General features: G+C 71.2%; 18 protein-coding genes, 1 tRNA gene and 1 pseudogene. 12 read left to right on the plus strand and 8 right to left on the minus strand.

What is annotated here, in order from left to right:
* The first annotated feature begins 481 nt into the window (after window positions 1-481).
* The 12 genes and pseudogenes from ACLJOK_RS14735 to ACLJOK_RS14790 all read left to right on the plus strand — a co-directional run bounded on the left by ACLJOK_RS14735 (window position 482) and on the right by ACLJOK_RS14790 (window position 10,229).
* Window positions 482-730 carry a DUF6284 family protein gene (locus ACLJOK_RS14735; RefSeq protein ID WP_410819124.1) on the plus strand — a complete coding sequence of 83 codons (249 nt, stop codon included), beginning with the start codon at window positions 482-484 and terminating at the stop codon, window positions 728-730.
* Window positions 730-1,104: an RRQRL motif-containing zinc-binding protein gene (locus tag ACLJOK_RS14740; protein WP_410819125.1), complete on the plus strand. Its 375-nt coding sequence runs from the start codon at window positions 730-732 to the stop codon at window positions 1,102-1,104. The genes ACLJOK_RS14735 and ACLJOK_RS14740 overlap by 1 nt, the downstream gene beginning before the upstream one ends.
* Complete coding sequence (locus tag ACLJOK_RS14745; protein WP_410819127.1) at window positions 1,101-1,901, plus strand: ABC transporter permease; 801 nt, start codon at window positions 1,101-1,103, stop codon at window positions 1,899-1,901. Before ACLJOK_RS14740 ends, ACLJOK_RS14745 begins: the two co-directional genes overlap by 4 nt.
* A gap of 98 nt (window positions 1,902-1,999) precedes the next feature.
* Window positions 2,000-4,183 (plus strand): cell division protein FtsK, encoded by a 2,184-nt coding sequence (locus ACLJOK_RS14750; RefSeq protein WP_410819128.1) that lies wholly within the window; start codon window positions 2,000-2,002, stop codon window positions 4,181-4,183.
* 141 nt (window positions 4,184-4,324) lie between these two features.
* Window positions 4,325-4,576: a hypothetical protein gene (locus ACLJOK_RS14755; RefSeq protein ID WP_410819130.1), complete on the plus strand. Its 252-nt coding sequence runs from the start codon at window positions 4,325-4,327 to the stop codon at window positions 4,574-4,576.
* A complete protein-coding gene (locus ACLJOK_RS14760; protein ID WP_410819132.1) occupies window positions 4,573-4,869 on the plus strand; it encodes a hypothetical protein in 297 nt (98 codons plus the stop codon). The genes ACLJOK_RS14755 and ACLJOK_RS14760 overlap by 4 nt, the downstream gene beginning before the upstream one ends.
* Window positions 4,869-5,114: a hypothetical protein gene (locus ACLJOK_RS14765; protein WP_410819134.1), complete on the plus strand. Its 246-nt coding sequence runs from the start codon at window positions 4,869-4,871 to the stop codon at window positions 5,112-5,114. Before ACLJOK_RS14760 ends, ACLJOK_RS14765 begins: the two co-directional genes overlap by 1 nt.
* A pseudogene (locus ACLJOK_RS14770) lies at window positions 5,111-6,021 on the plus strand (bifunctional DNA primase/polymerase). Before ACLJOK_RS14765 ends, ACLJOK_RS14770 begins: the two are co-directional and overlap by 4 nt.
* Entirely contained in the window at window positions 6,018-6,791 is a 774-nt protein-coding gene (locus ACLJOK_RS14775; RefSeq protein ID WP_410819136.1) for a DUF6884 domain-containing protein, read from the plus strand. The pseudogene ACLJOK_RS14770 and the gene ACLJOK_RS14775 overlap by 4 nt, the downstream one beginning before the upstream one ends.
* Window positions 6,788-8,386, plus strand: a complete 1,599-nt coding sequence (locus tag ACLJOK_RS14780) for a YfjI family protein (protein WP_410819138.1) — start codon at window positions 6,788-6,790, stop codon at window positions 8,384-8,386. The genes ACLJOK_RS14775 and ACLJOK_RS14780 overlap by 4 nt, the downstream gene beginning before the upstream one ends.
* A gap of 455 nt (window positions 8,387-8,841) precedes the next feature.
* Window positions 8,842-9,024 carry a helix-turn-helix transcriptional regulator gene (locus ACLJOK_RS14785; RefSeq protein ID WP_347815141.1) on the plus strand — a complete coding sequence of 61 codons (183 nt, stop codon included), beginning with the start codon at window positions 8,842-8,844 and terminating at the stop codon, window positions 9,022-9,024.
* Window positions 9,024-10,229, plus strand: a complete 1,206-nt coding sequence (locus ACLJOK_RS14790) for a tyrosine-type recombinase/integrase (RefSeq protein ID WP_410819140.1) — start codon at window positions 9,024-9,026, stop codon at window positions 10,227-10,229. Before ACLJOK_RS14785 ends, ACLJOK_RS14790 begins: the two co-directional genes overlap by 1 nt.
* 84 nt (window positions 10,230-10,313) lie before the next feature.
* On the opposite strand, the gene ACLJOK_RS14795 is transcribed toward ACLJOK_RS14790, so the two are convergent.
* The 8 genes from ACLJOK_RS14795 to ACLJOK_RS14830 all read right to left on the minus strand — a co-directional run bounded on the left by ACLJOK_RS14795 (window position 10,314) and on the right by ACLJOK_RS14830 (window position 17,674).
* Window positions 10,314-10,387, minus strand: a tRNA-Pro gene (locus ACLJOK_RS14795).
* Window positions 10,388-10,598: 211 nt separating this feature from the next.
* Window positions 10,599-12,002 (minus strand): ribosome biogenesis GTPase Der, encoded by a 1,404-nt coding sequence (gene der, locus ACLJOK_RS14800; protein ID WP_410819141.1) that lies wholly within the window; start codon window positions 12,000-12,002, stop codon window positions 10,599-10,601.
* The gene (cmk, locus tag ACLJOK_RS14805) at window positions 11,999-12,679 is read right to left on the minus strand and encodes a (d)CMP kinase (RefSeq protein ID WP_410819143.1); all 681 of its coding nucleotides are present in this window, start codon (window positions 12,677-12,679) and stop codon (window positions 11,999-12,001) included. The genes der and cmk overlap by 4 nt, the downstream gene beginning before the upstream one ends.
* 195 nt (window positions 12,680-12,874) lie before the next feature.
* On the minus strand, window positions 12,875-13,645 hold the full coding sequence (locus tag ACLJOK_RS14810; RefSeq protein ID WP_410819144.1) for a pseudouridine synthase: 771 nt from the start codon (window positions 13,643-13,645) through the stop codon (window positions 12,875-12,877).
* Entirely contained in the window at window positions 13,632-14,528 is an 897-nt protein-coding gene (gene scpB / locus ACLJOK_RS14815) for an SMC-Scp complex subunit ScpB (protein ID WP_410819146.1), read from the minus strand. The genes ACLJOK_RS14810 and scpB overlap by 14 nt, the downstream gene beginning before the upstream one ends.
* A complete protein-coding gene (locus tag ACLJOK_RS14820; protein ID WP_410819148.1) occupies window positions 14,521-15,558 on the minus strand; it encodes a segregation and condensation protein A in 1,038 nt (345 codons plus the stop codon). The genes scpB and ACLJOK_RS14820 overlap by 8 nt, the downstream gene beginning before the upstream one ends.
* Window positions 15,559-15,599: 41 nt before the next feature.
* A complete protein-coding gene (locus ACLJOK_RS14825; RefSeq protein ID WP_410819150.1) occupies window positions 15,600-16,523 on the minus strand; it encodes a ParA family protein in 924 nt (307 codons plus the stop codon).
* Window positions 16,524-16,702: 179 nt separating this feature from the next.
* Window positions 16,703-17,674, minus strand: a complete 972-nt coding sequence (locus ACLJOK_RS14830; protein WP_410819152.1) for a site-specific tyrosine recombinase XerD — start codon at window positions 17,672-17,674, stop codon at window positions 16,703-16,705.
* Window positions 17,675-17,699: the final 25 nt, after the last annotated feature.

The following is a 17,699-nucleotide window of genomic DNA, read 5'->3' on the forward strand; positions in this document are numbered from 1 at the left end:
CAGGTTGCGCGACTGATCGGGGCACCTACCGAGGCGAGGTAGGTGCGTACGTGGTCCGTCGTCCACCAGTCAGCGGGCAGGTCAGCGTCAGTCATCAGTACAAGCCTACGCGGTACAGGTGCTTGCACGAATACAACGTGGCGTTGTAGCGTCACGAATACAACGCCACGTTGTACCGGCCGGATGGCTCGGGGAACGACGGCACACGTTGCCGCACGCCCATGAGACGCCGGATCAGGCCGTTCATTGAGAACTGCATAGCGACAGGAATGAGCACGCGTGAAGCCGCCGAGCGGCACTCCCTGCCTTGAACCACCTGGTGGTCGACCCCGGTATGTCCCGGGCGAGCGGGGCGAGCTAAGCGGATAACGCGTGCAGCACAACCTCGGTTCCGGGCTGGCGACGCCCGCCTACTCGGTGACATCACCACCCCGGACCCGAGCTTCTTCCCCGCTGTTTCAACCTGTACCGGAGGTTCCCTGTGAGGAAGCACCTCGTTGCCGTCACCGCCGAGCCGACCGCCACCGACCTGGCCGCGATCGACGCGGAGTGGCCGCTGATCGCGGCCGAGCTGGACCTGTTGGACGCCGAGATCACGCTCATCTACGCCGAGGACCACGGCGGACCGTCGCCGCTGGACTGGCGGCGGCTGCGCCGGGCAGAGGCCCGCGTCACCCGCGCCGCCACCGACCTGCCCGCCACCCGGACCGACCCGCGCCGCGCGGCCTGATGGCCCGCATCCGCGCCGCCTACTTCGATCCGGACGGCACGCGGTACGGCATCCCCACCTACTGGTGGAAAGGCGCCCCGCCCGGCTACGCCACCCGCCGCCAACTGACCGCCGCCGGCCTACGCCCCGGTGGCCAACCCGTCGCCGCTCAAGTGCTCTGGCGCGGCGTCGGCGGCACCCGCACCGCATACCTCTACCGGCTCGACCTCGCCGCGCCGAAACGCACCGCGACCCCCGCGCAGCGCGCCGCCATCGGCAAGGCACTCACCGCCCGTCGCACCTGCCCGACCTGCCACACGGTGCGGCCCTACTTCATCCCGCGCTCGCTGGGCGAATGCCTCGCGTGCGCCTCCCCCCAGGAGGACGCAGCATGACCGCCCCCACCATCAACGGCACCCGCTACCCCCAACCGATCGAAGACCTGTTGCCCGCCGCACGCTCGTTGGACCTGCCGGACGGAGAGGTGTTCCCGTCGCGCAACCGGCTGATGCGGGAGTTCCGCATCGGCGCACCGAAGGCCGGCGAACTGCTCGCCCTGCTCAAGACCACGCCCGCCGCGCCGCCGGTCGACACCACCGAGGCGGCCACCCCGGACCCGGCACCCGCGCCGGCCGCACCCGAGGCCGCGCCGCCGGTTGCACCGGACCCGACGCCCGCGTCGGAGATCACCCCGCCCGAGCCGGTCGAGCAGGTCGCGCCGGTCAGTCGCCCGGACACGCCGCCTGCGCCCGCGCCAGCCGCGCCGGTTCGGTCGGCGGTGGTGTGGCCGGTGGTGCTGCTGGCCCTGCCCGCGTTCGTCGCGATCTGGTCCGGCTGGGTCGGGTTGGGCGGACTCACCGGATTCGGCATCGTGCACCCGCTGCCGGGGATCTGGGACAGCTTCTCCATCAACAGCGCGATCACGCTGCCGATCGGGGTGGAGACGTACGGCGCGTACGCCCTGTACGTGTGGCTGTCCGGTCGGGTGCCGGACCGGGCGCGGACGTTCGCCAAGTGGTCCGCCCTCGGCTCCCTCGCGATTGGCGCACTCGGGCAGGTCGCTTACCACCTGTTGGAGGCCGCCGGGGTCACCTCGGCCCCGTGGTGGATCACCACCGCCGTGGCGTGCCTCCCGGTCGCGGTGCTCGGCATGGGGGCCGCACTCGCACACCTCGTCCGCACCCACGACTAGCGCCGCCCGGCGGCACGGCCCTCGTGGCCTGGAAACCCGTGCCGTGCCGCCGGCCCTCAACCCCCGACCCTCACAGATCAGATGGAGGAACACCCATCATGACCTCCCCCCGAGATGACGACCGATTCGACTGGCAAGCCGCCGAAAACGACCTGACCGGACCGGATGCCGACGTGGTCGACCTGGACGCCGCCCGCTCCCGCCGCCAGGCACCCACCCCACCCGACCACAGCGACCCGGCCGACACCGGCCCGCGTTTGGTGGACTCGCCGGCCGCGCAGCGGTCCCCGCGATTCAGCATCGCAGGGTTGCAGGACGCGAAGCGGCGGCCGATCGTGCCGGCCTGGCTGCGCTCGCGCGCCGAGCTGCGCGACGCCGCCCGGTGGACGATCGGGCACCTGTTCCACGCCGGAGCGTTCCACCTGACCCGCACCCCGAAGTACGCCGGGAAGCTCGCGTGGCGTGCCCCGCGCGGCGCTGCCCGACTGATCGGCGGGTGGGGGCGGTGGCTGTTCGACCTGCAAGGCGAGCACGTGCGCCAGTTGACGGCGGACAAGGGCGACGCGGAAATGTACCTCAAGGTGTCGCGGCTGCGGGACCAGCGCGTGCGGTGGCGCGGGTTCATCACCGCCGCCGTCGTGCTGGGTGTGTTGCCGGCGCTGGGCATCGCCTACGCCCTCGCCCCGGCCGAGGCCCGCTACGCCACCCTCGCCGCCCTGCTGGCCGCACTCGGTGCGCTCGGACGCCCAGCGGATAAGCCGCTGCTCGACACCGCCGTGGTCGTACCCCGCGTACAGAAACTCACCTCGGACGTGGTGGTGCGGGCGCTGGGCAACCTCGGCATCACCGGCATCAACCAGGCGCTATCCAAGGGCGACCGGGGCAAGGACTGGTTCCCCGCACCGATCACCCGCGACGGCCCCGGCTGGCGCGCCGACGTGGAGCTGCCCAATGGCGTCACCGCCACCGAGGTCATCGAGAAGCGGGAAAAGCTCGCCGCCGGCCTCTCCCGCCCCCTCGGGTGCGTGTGGCCCGAGGGACAGCCTGAGGTGCACCCCGGCCGACTCGTGCTCTGGGTGGGCGATCAGGACATGTCCAAGGCCCGTAAGCCGGTGTGGCCGCTGCTCAAGGCCGGCACGGTGGACCTATTCCGGCCGCAGCCGTTCGGCACCGACCCACGCGGCCGATGGGTCGACCTCACGCTGATGTTCATGGCCATGGTCATCGGCTCCATCCCGCGCATGGGCAAGACCTTCACCCTGCGGGAAGTCCTGCTCATCGCCGCGCTTGACCCGCGTGCGGAGATCCACGCCTACGACCTCAAGGGCACCGGCGACCTGTCCGCCCTAGAGCAGGTCGCGCACCGCTACCGCGCCGGTGAAGAAGACGAAGACATCGAATACGCCGTGGCCGGCATGCGGGAGCTGCGCGACGAGCTGCGCCGCCGGGCCAAGGTGATCCGCGACCTGCCCCGCGACCTCTGCCCCGAGAACAAGGTCACCCCGGAACTGGCCTCGAAGAAATCGCTTGGCCTGCATCCGCTGGTCGTCGGCGTGGACGAGTGCCAGAAGTGGTTCGAGCACCCCGAATACGGCAAGGAACTGGAGGCCATCGCCACCGACCTGGTGAAGCGGGGTCCGGCGCTCGGGATCATCCCGGTGTTTGCCACGCAGCGGCCGGACGCCAAGAGCCTGCCGACCGGGATCTCGGCGAACGCGTCGACCCGGTTCTGTCTCAAGGTGATGGGGCAGACCGAGAACGACATGGTCCTCGGCACGTCGCAGTACAAGCAGGGCATCCGGGCGACCATGTTCGCCTGGACGGACAAGGGCACCGGCTACTTCGTCGGCGAGGGCGCAGACGCCCGGATCACCACCACCGTCAACATCGACGGACCCCTAGCCGAGAAGATCGCCGCACGCGCCCGCACCGCCCGGGAAGCCGCTGGACGGCTGACCGGGCACGCCCTCGGCGAGCAACCCACCATCGCACCGACCCTCACGTTCAACCTCCTGGAAGACATCGCCGCCGTGGTCCCGGCCAGTGAGGCCAAGGTGTGGTGCCGCACCGTCGCCGCCCGCCTCGGGGAGCTGCGGCCGGACGTCTACGGCGGGTGGGACGGCGAGCGGGTGACGGTGGCGCTGAAGCCGTTCGGGGTGAGGGTCGGGCAGACGTGGGGCACCGACCCGGACACCGGCAAGGGCGCGAACCGGGGCGGTTTCGAACGCGCCGCCATCATTGCCGCGATAGCGGAGCGTAACCAAAAGCGCGACGCGAGCTAACGGCCGATCGGTCCTAGGTCTAGGAGCAGGCACCTCCTAGACCTAGGACCGCCCCTAGGACGCCATCCGAACCGTGATCAGGACGCTAGGAATCTAGCGGCCTCCCCCAACCACACCCAAAAACCGGCCCCGGAGGCTGTCATGACCCCCCGCACCCTGCTAGCCACCGCCCCCTGCCTCGCCCTCGTCCTGCTCACGCTCGGTTACCTCGCGCTGTGTGTGGCCGATCCGTTCGGACGCTGCCGCACCTGCAAGGGCACCGGCCGCAAGCGGTCCCCGTTCGATCGTCTGCGGCGGGAGTGCCGCCGCTGCGCCGGAACCGGACTGCGGCTGCGCGTCGGCCGGCACGCGATCAACCACATCAAAGACGAGTACCAAGCGGCCAAGCGATGAACCGCCGACCACGCGACGGGCACACCGAGTGGTGCGGCAAGGACCACCGCTGCGGCCTCGGCGAGCACCGATCCGACGAGATCGTGGTCGACGTCGCCGGCCGCTCCCGTGCGGTGCTCGTGCGGGTGCGCACCGCCGCCGGTCGGGAGCACGCCGAGGTCCGCGTCAGGGTCGCGCTCGCCCCGACTGAGGTGGCCGCGCGCCGGCAGCTGGTCGGGCTACTCGGCGACCTGCGGCACGCCGTCACCCGCGCCGCGATCACGGCCCGCCCGCGACCGAGGCGGGCCGGCTGATGGAGGCGTGGCTGACCGGCACCCGCGCCGAACTGGACACCGTTACCACCGCCCTTACTGACCTCGGGCACGTCATCCAACAGGGCCAACGGTGGCCGATGGGCGGAGTCGACACCGGCCGCTACCGCCTCTACCTGCGGCTCGCCGTCGCCACCACCGCCGCCGCCCGGCACCGCCCCGCCGCCGACGCCGGGGGCGCGCTGATCGACCTCACCGCCGCCCGCGCTCTGCGTCGCCCCGCCTGAACAGGAGCACCCATGTCTGACCTGCTCACCGCCGCTCTCGCACACGCCGAACACGGCTGGCACGTCTTCCCGCTACGCCCCGACGACAAGCGACCCGCCTTCCCCGACCACCCCGGCGACCAGTGCACCGGCCGCGACCCGCGCTGCCGGGCACCACCTCGGGTGGGAAGCACGCGCCACCACCGAGGCAAACCGCATCCGCCGCGCATGGACTGCCTGCCCCTACGGCATCGGGTTGGCCTGCGGCCCATCGCGGCTCGTGGTGGTCGACCTCGATCGGCCGAAGGACGACACCGCCGGCCCGACCGGGCTGGACACCCTCGCCGACCTGGCCGCCGCACACGGTGCCGGCATCGAAGCGACGTACACCGTGACCACCGGGCGGGGCGGCACCCACCTCTACTACCGCCACCCGAACGACGGGCCAGCGCTGCGCAACACGGCCGGCACGCTCGGCCCGCTGGTCGACACCCGGGCGCATGGCGGCTACGTGGTCGCCGCCGGGTCGACGGTCAGCGGACGGCTGTACCGGGTCGACCTGGAGACCGACCCCGCCCCGCTGCCCGAGTGGCTGGCCACCCGGTTGGCCCCGGCGCCGCTTCCGCCGCAGCGGCCGGTGGTGGTGTCGCTGCCGACCGACCGCAGCGGCGCGTACGTGCGGGCCGCGATCACTCGGGAAGCCGACCGGGTAACCACCGCGCCGGCAGGTGAGCGCAACCGGGCGCTGTACATCGCTGCCGTCGCCCTCGGGCAACTCACCGCCGGTGGGTCGCTCACCGCAGAGGACGCCGAAAGCGTGCTGGAACAAGCCGCAGCGGCTGCCGGGCTGGGCAGTGTCGAGACTGCCCGGACCATCCGATCCGGGCTGGCCGCCGGCAGCAAGCGACCCCGGCAGGTGGCCGCGTGACCCGGCCCGACGACAACCGCAGTTGTCACCGCGCGCCCCAGCTCCACCCCGCAGCCGCTCACGCCGCCGACCACGCCGCCGGGTTGGCCGCTGCCCGAACGCCATCGGACATCCTCGCCAGGCTGGCCGCGATGGAGGCCGCGTGCCGGGAAGCCCGAGAGTGGATCGCGGTGGACCTCGTGCTCAACGACGGATGGTCGTATGCCGAGGTCGGCCGGGCGATGGGCACCACCCGGCAGGCGGCCAGCAAGGCATACGCCGACCCGGTCAACGCCCGGATGCGCCGCAGCGTGATGGGCCGCGACGACGCGGTGGTGATCGTGGGATGTGGCAGCGCGAAGCTTGACCGGCCCTCGCCGGCCGGGCGGATGTACACCGGCAGCTACCACCGCGCCTGCCGGAGAGCGGCTGACCGGATCGGCGGGCGGTTGGTCATCCTGTCCGCCCGCCATGGGCTGCTCACCCCAGACACCGTGATCGAGCCCTACGAGCTGCGGATGGGCCAACCCGGTGCCGTCACCGCGCCGACCCTGTACGCGCAAGCACGCCGCCTCGGCATCGACATGGCCGCCACCGTGACCGTGCTTGCCGGCCGCGACTACGCCGACCCCGTATCGGAGGTGTGGCCGCACGCCCGCCGGCCGCTCGACGGCACACGCGGAATGCCCGAACAGATGGCGGTGCTCGCCGAGCTGGCGCGCACCGCGACAACCCCGGTTGTCACCAATCCCCGTCGCACCGCACCGATACCGGAAGGACGTGCCGCATGACGCCCGCCCGCCTTCACCTCGTCACCGATCCGGAAGCCACCGACGCACCACCGGCCAGCGGCGGCCCGCTGTGGGATGTTCCAGTGCCCCTGACCGGGCCGAGCACCGCGCCGCCGCCGTTCCCGGTCGACGTGTTCCCCGCGTGGCTGGGCGACATGGTGACCGGCGTCGCCCGGTTCACGCAGACCGATCCGGCGATGGCCGGCACTCTGGCCGTGGCCGTGCTCTCCGCGTGCGCGGGTGGCCGCCTGGAAGTCGAGCCGGTCGGCGGGTGGCGCGAGCCGGTCAACGTGTTCGCCGCCGTGATCGCCGGCCCCGGCGAGCGGAAGTCACCTGTTCACCGGGCGATGACCGCGCCGCTGTTCGCCGCACAGTCGACGCTTGGGGAGGCGATGCGACCTCGGATCGCCGAGGCCGCCGCGCTGCGGGACATCGCCGACCGGCACGCCGAACAAGCCAAGGCGCAGGCGGCTAAGGCCAGCGACCCGAGCAAGCGGGATGAGGCCGCCGCCGAGGCCGTCGCGGCTGCGATCGCGGCCGAGGCGATCACCGTTCCTGGCCTGCCTCGGCTGATCGTGGATGACGCCACCCCGGAAGCCCTCATCGGGTTGATGGCCGCCAACGGCGGACGGATGGCGATCATCTCGGATGAGGGCGGGATCTTCGACACCCTCGCCGGTCGGTACTCCGGTGCCCCGAACCTCGACCCCTACCTGAAAGGTCACGCGGGGCAGCCGATGAGCAACGAACGGCAGACCCGAGAGGGAGCCTCGGTCGACAAACCCGCACTGACCGTGTGCGTCATGGCGCAACCAACCGTGCTGCGCAAGTTCGGCGGCAACGCTGACCTCGCCGGGCGCGGCCTGCCGGCCCGGTTCCTGTTCGCCCTCCCCCGATCCCTCGCCGGGTACCGGCTGGTCGACACGGAGCCGGTGCCCGAGGCAGTGACCGCCGGCTACCGGCACCGGGTGCACGACCTAGCCGCCACCCTCGCCGAATGGGAAGACCCCGCCGTGGTCACCCTCACCCCCGAGGCCGGGCGGGTGCGGCTGGCCGCCGGCCAGGAGGTGGAGGCGCAGCTACGCCCCGGCGGGACGCTGCACGACATGCGCGAGTGGGGCAACAAGCTCTCCGGCGCAACACTGCGGCTGGCCGGCCTGTTGCACGTCGCCCACCACCCCGCCGACGCCTGGCGACGCCCCATCGAAGCCGACCGGATGACCGACGCCGTGAGGCTGGCCGAGTTCTTCGCCGCGCACTACCGGGCCGCACTCACCACCATCGGCAGCGACACCGCCATCGAGAACGCCCGGTACCTGCTCGGCGTGCTCACCACCAGAGGCATGACCACCTTCACCCGGCGCGAGGCGCACCGCCGGGTAGCCCATAAGTTCCCCAAGTCCGATGAAGTCGCCGCCGTGCTGGCCGAACTAGCCGCCCTCGGCTGGGTCCGCTCCGGGCCGGACGGCCGCTACGAGTTGCACCCTCGCGCCACCGGACAGGGGGCGGAAAGTGCTGACAGTCTGACAACGCCGACGGCCGACGACGTTTCCGCAGCTCAGAGCACACGAGAGGCTGTCAGCACCCCCACCTGACGGCACCTGACAGGTGCTGACAGCACCCCGCCGGCACCCACCAGTGTCAGCAACTGTCAGCACCTGTCAGGTGGCCCACCTGACAGGTCGACACCTCCATCAACCTGCGGAAACACTGCCCGGCGGCGTGGTTGTCAGGCTGTCAGCACTCAGCCCGACTCTTCCCAACCACCCGCGCCACCGGCACGGTCACGACACCGGGAAACGGCCCGCCGAGAGCCACACAGACGGAATGACCCTACGCCGTACACCAACCCCGTCCGAATCTTGCGCCTACGGCGCTCTCAGCGGGCCGCTCTACGCCCTTCTGCCGCACCGCCACACCGACCCCTCCACAAGCGACCAGCGTCGACCGAAAGGCCCTCACCGTGCGACTCGTGACGCAGAATCCCGCACCGGAAAGGCGCGCCAATCCGGAAGCGGACGGCACCATTCGGCTTTCACCCAAGCTGTTCATGTCCACCGAGGAACTTGCCGAACTGCTCGACGTCGACCCGTCGACCATCCGGCGGTGGCGTACCGTCCCACCTTTGCAGGGTCCACCCTTTATCCAGATTTCCGACCGCGTCGTGAAGTACGCGACGGCCGACGTAGAACGGTGGCTTTCCGCTCGCCGAGTCCACCCGAAGGCGGCCTGATGGCATCTCCGCAGCAGCCGCCGATCGGCGTACCGCTTGCCTCTGACGTAGAGGTGCGAGCAGGTCGGGAGCGCCCCTACCGGGCGCGGGTCCGGTGGGTCGACCCAACGACCAAACGCCGCCTGTCCAAGTCAACGTCGGTGGCGACACCGGAAGAGGCGCAAGCGTGGATCGACGCAATGGTCAGCGCGGCGCAAGGAGGCGTCGACCCGCTCGCGGCAACGAAGCGGCTGGCCGAATACGGCGAGAGCGTGATGACGCTGGCGCTGCGCGGCCTGGAACTGAAGACGCTAGACCCGTACCTCGCCGGTTGGCGTAAGCGGGTCGTGCCGGCCCTCGGACACATTCCGATTCGCATGATTACCAACGGTGCGGTAGATCGGGCCGTCCATGGGTGGATCGCCGACGAGTGCAGCCGATCGACGGTCAAGAACAGCCTTGCCGTGCTGGTCCGAGTAATGCAACAGGCCGTACGGGACGGCATCATTGCGCGAAACCCCGCTCAGGTCACCGGGTGGCAGCGCGAATACCAGCGGGCAGAAGACGAGTTGGACAACCCGCGCACTCTGGCTCTGCCCCACTGGGAAGCCCTGACACTGCTCGCCGCCGCACTGGTCGAACGGTCCATGAACGGGTTTCCCGGTTGGGGCGACGTGACGATTTTCGCCGCGTGCACAGCCGCCCGTATCGGCGAGGTTTCCGGCGTCCGTGCCGAGGACATCGACCGGGAAACGTGGATGTGGACCGTGCGCCGCCAGACCACGCCCGGCCCGGGTGGCCTAATCGACAAGGGCACCAAGGGAAAGCGCGCCCGCATGGTGCCGCTGATCGAAGAGGTGCGACCGATCGTCGCTCGCCGCCTCGACTCGGTCACCGAGCCGCACTCCCGACTGTTCACCGGGCCGCGCGGGGGACGGATCAGCACTGCTGTGCTGCGGGACGCGACCCATTGGGATGAGGTGGTGACGAAGCTGGGCTACGAACACCTGCGACGGCACGACCTACGGCACACCGGGCTGACCTGGATGGCCGACGCCGGGGTTCCGGTGCATGTACTGCGGAAGATCGCCGGTCACGGGTCGCTGACGACGACACAGCGATACCTGCACCCTGATCGGCAGTCGATCACAGACGCTGGAACAGCCCTCAGCGCTCACTTGAAGGCTCGCCGGTCCCCAAGTGGTCCCCAGCTACGCGCCGTCTAGATCAGCAAATCTCCACTGTTCCAGTACGAATTAGAGGCCGTTGACCAGGGAGAATATCCCGGTCGACGGCCTCTTTTCGTGCTGTCGGGACGGCCGGATTCGAACCGACGACCCCTTGACCCCCAGTCAAGTGCGCTACCAAGCTGCGCCACGTCCCGCCCCCGCGTGGTTTCCCCCGCGGCAGCCGGTACAGCTTAGCGCAGCAGCTCCGGCCCGTCCGCACAGGCCCCACCGGCATCGTGACGCAGCCGAACCACCCCACAAGGAGCCACCGCACAACCCCTAGAGCGTCCTAGGAGGGTGGGGGTGGATAGGGAAATGCCGGATGGGCAGGATCGCCCATCCGGCATTTGGCAGAACTGGACCGGGTCAGCCGTGCGCCTTGCCTCGGCCGCCGGGGCCGAGCTTCTTGCGCGGGCGGACCGATATCTCGATCGGGCTGCCCTCGTACCCGAATTCCTCGCGGAGCTTGCGCTCGACGAAGCGCTGGTAGCCGGCGTCCAGCGGGCCGGTGGTGAAGAGCACGAACCGTGGCGGCGCCACACCGGCTTGCGTGGCGAACAGGATCCGCGGCGCCCGCCCACCACGCACCGGGTGCGGGGTGGCCTGCACCAGCGCGGTCAGCCACTGGTTGAGGTGCGCGGTCGGCACGCGGGTTTCCCAGCTGGCCAGCGCCTTGTTCAGGGCGGGGGCCAGCTTGTCCACGGCACGGCCGGTCATCGCCGACAGGTTCAGCCGGATCGCCCAGGGGATACGGCGCAGCTCCCGGTCAATCTCCTTGTCCAGGTAGTACCGACGGTCGGCGTCGACCAGGTCCCACTTGTTGAACGCGATGACCAGCGCCCGGCCCGACTCGGTCACCATCGACAGGATCCGCTGGTCCTGCTCGCTGATCGGCTCGCTGGAGTCCAGCAGCACCACGGCCACCTCGGCGGCCTCGATCGCGCCGGCGGTCCGCAGACTGGCGTAATACTCCGTGCCGCTGGCCTTGCCGACCCGCTTGCGCAGCCCGGCCGTGTCGACCAGTTGCCAGGTCTGACCGCCGATCTCGACCAGGCTGTCCACCGGGTCCACAGTGGTGCCCGCCACCGAGTCGACGACCGCCCGCTCCTCGCCGGAGAACCGGTTGAGCAGGCTGGACTTGCCGACGTTCGGCCGCCCGACCAGCGCCACCCGGCGCGGTCCACGCGGGCGGTTCTCCACGATCGGCGGCGCCTCCGGCAGCGCGGCGAGGATGGCGTCTAGCAGGTCGCCGGAACCGCGTCCGTGCAGCGCGGACACCGGGAACGGCTCACCGAGGCCGAGCGACCACAGCGAGGTGGCCTCCATCTCGATGGAGTTGTTGTCGGCCTTGTTGGCCACCAGGATTACCGGCTTGGCGCTGCGCCGCAGCATCTTCACCGCGGCCTCGTCCACGTCGGTGGAGCCCACCATCGCGTCGACCACGAAGAGCACCACGTCGGCGGTGACGACCGCCGTCTCGGCCTGCGCCGCGATGGCCGCGGCCCGGTCCTTCGCGTCCGGTTCCCAACCGCCGGTGTCCACCACTGTGAACGCCCGGCCGTTCCACTGCGCGTCGTACGGAACCCGGTCACGGGTCACGCCAGGAACGTCCTCGACGACCGCCTGCCGGCGGCCGATGATCCGGTTGACCAGCGTCGACTTGCCCACGTTGGGACGGCCGACCACGGCCACCACCGGCTGCGGGCCGCTCGGTTCCTCGACGACGACCTCCGGCTCACGCAGCTCAACCCACCCAGCACCCTCGCTCATGCCACGCCCCGCTCGGTGAGCAGCTCGCGCATCCGCGCCACGACCTCGTCGATACTCAGCTCGGTGGTGTCCAGCACCACCGCGTCGGGCGCCTGGGCCAGCGGGTTGACCTTGCGGGTCGAGTCGAGGCGGTCCCGCCGGGCCAGATCGGCGGCCGTGGCCGCCACGTCGGCGGCGTCCTCGGCGCTGCGCCGGGCGGCACGGGCCGCCTCGGAGGCGGTCAGGAAGACCTTCAGGTCGGCGTCCGGCGCCACGACCGAGCCGATGTCGCGACCCTCGACCACCATCCGAGCAGCGTTGGCGATCATCTCGCGCTGCCGGGTGACGAGCAGCTCACGGACAGCCGGCACGGCGGCGACGGCGGAAACCGCGCCGGTCACCTCGGTGCCACGGATGTCGGCGTCCACGCCCACACCGTCGATGGTCACTGCGTACCCCTGCGGGTGGGTGCCGATGCGCAGGTTGACCTCGCCGGCGACCTTTGCCACCGACGCGGCGTCGGTGAGATCCACGCCGGAGCGCAGCACTGCCCACGTGATCGCCCGGTACATCGCCCCGGTGTCCAGGTAGCGCGCACCGATGCTCGCGGCGAGCCGCCGCGACACGGTGGACTTACCCGAACCGGACGGCCCGTCCACAGCGACCACACATCGCCCGGCCCGTACGTTTTCCTCCACCGTGTCCTCCTCAGCCCGTACCTCACGGATCGCCCGGTGATCTGGCGCCGCAAGCGGTTGTCAATCGTCATCAATCATGCCCGGGGCCACTAGCGGACCCGCGCGCGACGCCGCCGGAGGCGACCCACGCCACCCGGGCGGCCGCGTCCCGGCCATCGGTGAAGCCTACCGGCTGCCGTACCCCGAACTCGGGGGTCAGTCACCCACCGCGTTGAACAGGGCGGCGACCTCGGCGTTGGTCAACCGCCGGATACGCCCGGTCCGCAGTTCACCCAGCCGGATCGGCCCGATCGAGGTACGCACCAGCCGGGTGACCGGGTGACCGACCTCGTCCATCAGCCGCCGGACGATGTGCTTGCGGCCCTCGTGCAGGCTCAGCTCCACCTGAGCGGATTTGCCCAGGGTGTCCACCACCTTGAACGAGTCAACCTTGACCGGCCCGTCCTCCAGCTCGACGCCGGCCAGCAGCCGCTTGCTCAGGTTGCGCGGGATCGGCCCGACCACCTCGGCCAGGTAGGTCTTCAGCACCTGGTACGAGGGGTGCATGAGCTTGTGCGCGAGCGTGCCGTCGTTGGTGAGCAGCAGCAGGCCCTCGCTGTCCGCGTCAAGCCGCCCGACGTGGTAGACCCGCTGCTCCAGCCGGGCGCCGATGAAGTCCGCAAGCTCGTTGCGTCCCTTTTCGTCCGCCATGGAGGTAACCACCCCACGCGGCTTGTTCATCGCCACGTAGACCAGGCGAATGTCGACCTGGAGGCGCTCCCCGTCCACATGGATCACGGAGGTGGCCGGGTCGACCTTGTCGCCGAGCTTGGCGACCCGCCCGTCCACCGTGACCCGGCGGCGGAAGATCAGGTCTTCGCAGGCACGCCGGGAACCCACGCCGGCGGCGGCGAGCACCTTCTGCAGGCGCTCAGCCCCCTCGTAGACGGGCGCGTCGGCTTTGGGGGAACGGTTATCGGGTCGCATCAGCAAGCTCTTCTACGTCGTCGGGCAGGAAGGGTGCGAGGGGCGGCAGCTCGTCGACGGTGTTCAGCCCGAGCTTCTCCAGGAACAACGTGGTGGTCCGGTAGAGGAACGCCCCGCTGTCCTGTTCGGTGCCGCACTCCTCGATGAGGCCACGGGTGACCAGCGTACGGATGACCCCGTCGCAGTTCACACCCCGGATGGCTGAGATTCGCGAACGGGTCACCGGCTGCTTGTACGCAACCACGGCGAGCGTCTCCAGCGCCGCCTGGGTCAGCCGCACGGACTGCCCGTCCAACACGAACCGCTCAACGTACGTAGCGTATTCCGGCCGGGTGTACAGCCGCCACCCGCCGGCCGCCCGGCGCAGCTCGAACCCGTGCCCGGCCGCTGTGTAGCCGGCGGCGATCTCGTCGAGCATCGGCCCCACCCGTTCGGCGCGCTGCTCCAGCACCTGGGCCAGCACCAGCTCGCTGACCGGCTCGTCGACGACCAGCAGGATCGCCTCCAACGCGCCGCGCAGCTCGGGGTCGGACAGCTCGGGCGCGGGCTCCGGCGCGACAGTCGCCCGCCGCCGCCCCGCCAGCTGCCGCCGGAGTACGTCCCCAGCGCCACCCCCCGCCGTGGCGTCTGTCACCCCACCGAGGTCCGGCCGCGCCGAGCCCACCTCGTCCGCAGCCGCCTCGACACGATCTGGCTCACCCGGGCCCACCTCGTCCGAGGCCACCTCAAGGGCTGCCGCTTCGGGTTCTTCGGTGTCCGGTGCTGTGGCTGACTCGTCCGGCTCCGTAGGGGTGTCGGCGGCGGGTGGGCGGGGGCGGTCCCACGGGGGGACCCAGGCGGCGGCCTGGTCGGCCAGCGAGTCCCGACGTTGTTCGTCACTCATCCCGCGCACCCTCCGTCGTTCCCGTCCCGTCCGGCCCGCCGGCCTCCCCCGTCGACGCAAGGTCAGCCCCCACCGGCTCAGGCTCAACCCCCGCCAGCGCGGGCCCAATCCCCGAAGGCTCAGCCCCCACAGGCTCAGCCCCCACAGGCTCAGCCCCCGAAGGCTCAGGCCCAGGCTCCGGGTCGGCCGGGGTGCCGGCGTACTCGTCGACGTGCAGCTCGGTGTCACCGTCGACCGGGCCGGTCCAGCGCACTGTCAGCTCCTCCAGGGCCTGCTCCTGCACGAAGGAAACCAGGCCCTCCCGGTACAGCTCCAGCAGCGCGAGGAACCGGGCCACCACCTCCAGGGTGGCCTCGCAGTCCGCGCAGAGCAGCGAGAACGTGGCGATGCCGGCCCGGCGCAGCCGGGCCGCGAGGATCGCCGCGTGTTCTCGGACACTGACCCGGACCATGTGCACGTGGGCGATGGAAACCTCCGGCACCGGCTTCGGGGTCATCGCCTTCACGGCCAGCTTCAGCAGCCGCTGGGGGCCGATGCCGAGCACCAGGTCGGGCAGCGCCTCGGCGTAGCGGGCCTCCAGGCTGACGGCGCGCGGATAGCGTCGGCCGCCGACGGCCTCCAGCTCGGCGATGTGCGCCGCCGCCTCCTTGTACGCCTTGTACTGCAACAGCCGGGCGAAGAGCAGGTCCCGTGCCTCCAGCAGGGCGAGGTCGGCCTCGTCCTCGACGTCGGCGGCGGGCAGCAGCCGGGCCGCTTTCAGGTCGAGCAGGGTCGCGGCGATGAGGAGGAACTCGCTGGCCTCGTCCAGGTCCCAGTTGTCGCCCATCGCCCTGATGTAGGCGATGAACTCGTCGGTGACCGTGTGCAGGGCCACCTCGGTGACGTCGAGTTTGTGCTTGCCGATCAGTTGCAGCAGCAGGTCGAACGGGCCGGTGAAGTTGGCCAGCCGGACCGTGAACCCGGCGGGCTGCACACCGTCGACCACGGCCGCGGCGGCGGTCTCGGGTGGGTCGATAGGTGGCGCGGTCACCGGACGACCGTAGTCCACGAGGCGGGCACCGGGCGTTCCGGCTACCGCTCCGACTGGGCGGCGATCACCTCGCGGGCCAGCTGACGGTAGTTACGTGCCCCGGAGGAGGCCGGGTCCATCGTGGTGATGGGGGCACCGGCCACGGTGGACTCGGGGAACTTCACCGTCTTGGTGATGACCGTCTGGTAGACCTTGTCGCCGAACGCCTCCACCACCCGCTGGAGGACCTGGCGGCAGTGCGTGGTGCGGCTGTCGTACATGGTGGCCAGGATGCCTTCGAGCTCCAGGTCGAAGTTGAGCCGCTCGCGCACCTTGTCGATGGTGTCCAGCAGCAGTGCCACACCGCGCAGGCTGAAGAACTCGCACTCCAGCGGGATGAGCACGCCGTGTGCGACGGTCAACGCGTTGATCGCCAGCAGGCCGAGTGACGGCTGGCAGTCGATCAGGATGTAGTCGTACTCCTTGCGGACCGTGCGCAGGACCCGGGCCAGGGCCATCTCCCGGGCGACCTCGTTGACGAGCTGGATCTCGGCGGCGGAGAGGTCGATGTTGGCCGGCAGCAGGTGCAGCCCCGCGACGTCGGTCTTGATGACGACGTCCTCGGCCATGATGTCGTCCTGCATGAGCAGGTTGTAGATGGACAGGTCGAGGTTGTGCGGGTTGACGCCCAGCCCCACCGAGAGGGCGCCCTGCGGGTCGAAGTCGACGAGCAGCACCTTGCGGCCGTACTCGGCGAGCGCGGCGCCCAGGTTGATGGTGGTGGTGGTCTTGCCGACCCCACCCTTCTGGTTAGCCATCGCGATGATGCGCGCGGGGCCGTGCCGGTCGGTGGGCATCGGCTCGGGAATGGGCTTGCGCATCGTGTAGGCAGCCGGGTCCGCAGGACCCAGGTCCGCGCCGAGCGTGGCCTGCTGCTCGCGGAGCTCCGACGTCCAGGTCTCGGCACGGTCACCGTTGCCAGCCATGTGCTCGTTGCCCCCTCCCGACGACCCACCCGGCGTCGGAGCCGTCCGACGTCCTTCGCGGCGCCGCTGCGCACCCCGGTCGTGTCGCTCCAGGAGGTCCGCGCCGATGCCGACTGTACGCCACCGACCAGCAGGGGGTTCGGCACCGGCCCGGCGTGTCGGCGTCGACCGCTACCGGTTCAGCCCTGGGCGCGCGGATGCGCGGTGGCGTACACCTCGCGCAACCGCTCCACGGTGACCAACGTGTAGACCTGGGTGGTGGTCACCGACGCGTGGCCGAGCAGCTCCTGGACCACCCGGACGTCGGCGCCGCCGTCGAGCAGATGGGTGGCGTAGGAGTGGCGCAGGGTGTGCGGGGAGACGGCGGCGGGCCCGTCGACGGGCAGCCCGGCCCGGTCGGCGGCGCGGCGCAGGATGCCCCAGGCGCCCTGGCGGGACAGCGCGCCGCCGCGGGCGTTGAGGAACACCGCCGGGGTGCCGCGGCCGGCGGCGGCGAGCCCGGGGCGGGCCCGGACCAGGTAGGCGCGGACGGCGTCGACGGCGTACCCGCCGATGGGCACCAGCCGCACCCGGCCGCCCTTGCCGCGCAGCAGCACGGTGCCGTCGTCGGTGTCGGTGTCGAGGTCGTCGACGGCGGCGCCGACCGCTTCGGAGATGCGCGCGCCGGTGCCGTACAGGAACTCCAGCAGCGCCCGGTCGCGTAGCGCGAGGGGCGCGTCGTCGCCGGTCGCGGTGATCGGGCCGGCGGTCTCCAGCAGCCGGACCACGTCGTCGACAGGTAGCGCCCGGGGCAGCCGCCGGGGCGGCGTGGGCGGGCGGACGTCGCGGCTCGGGTCGGCGCCGGTCAGGCCCTCGCGCAACGCGAAGCGGTGCAGGCCGCGTACCGCGCTGGCCGCGCGGGCGGCGGAGGAGACGGCGAGGGGCGGGTGCGCGTCGTCGCCGGCGCGCAGCCGCGCCAGGTGCGACTCGACGAGGCCGGTGCCGACCGACGCGAGGTCGGTGACGCCGGCATCGGTCAGGGTGGCCAGATAGCGGTCCAGATCCCGGCGGTACGAGGTGAGCGTGTTCGCGGAGAGGCCACGTTCGACGGTCAGGTGGTCGAGGTAACCGCGAACGGCACGGCGCAGCGCCGGCGTGGGTGGTGTGCCCACGCCGGCGGAGTCCGTGCCGCTGGTC

The organism is Micromonospora sp. 050-3 (assembly GCF_046549335.1).
In the GTDB taxonomy this organism is placed as follows: domain Bacteria; phylum Actinomycetota; class Actinomycetes; order Mycobacteriales; family Micromonosporaceae; genus Micromonospora; species Micromonospora trifolii.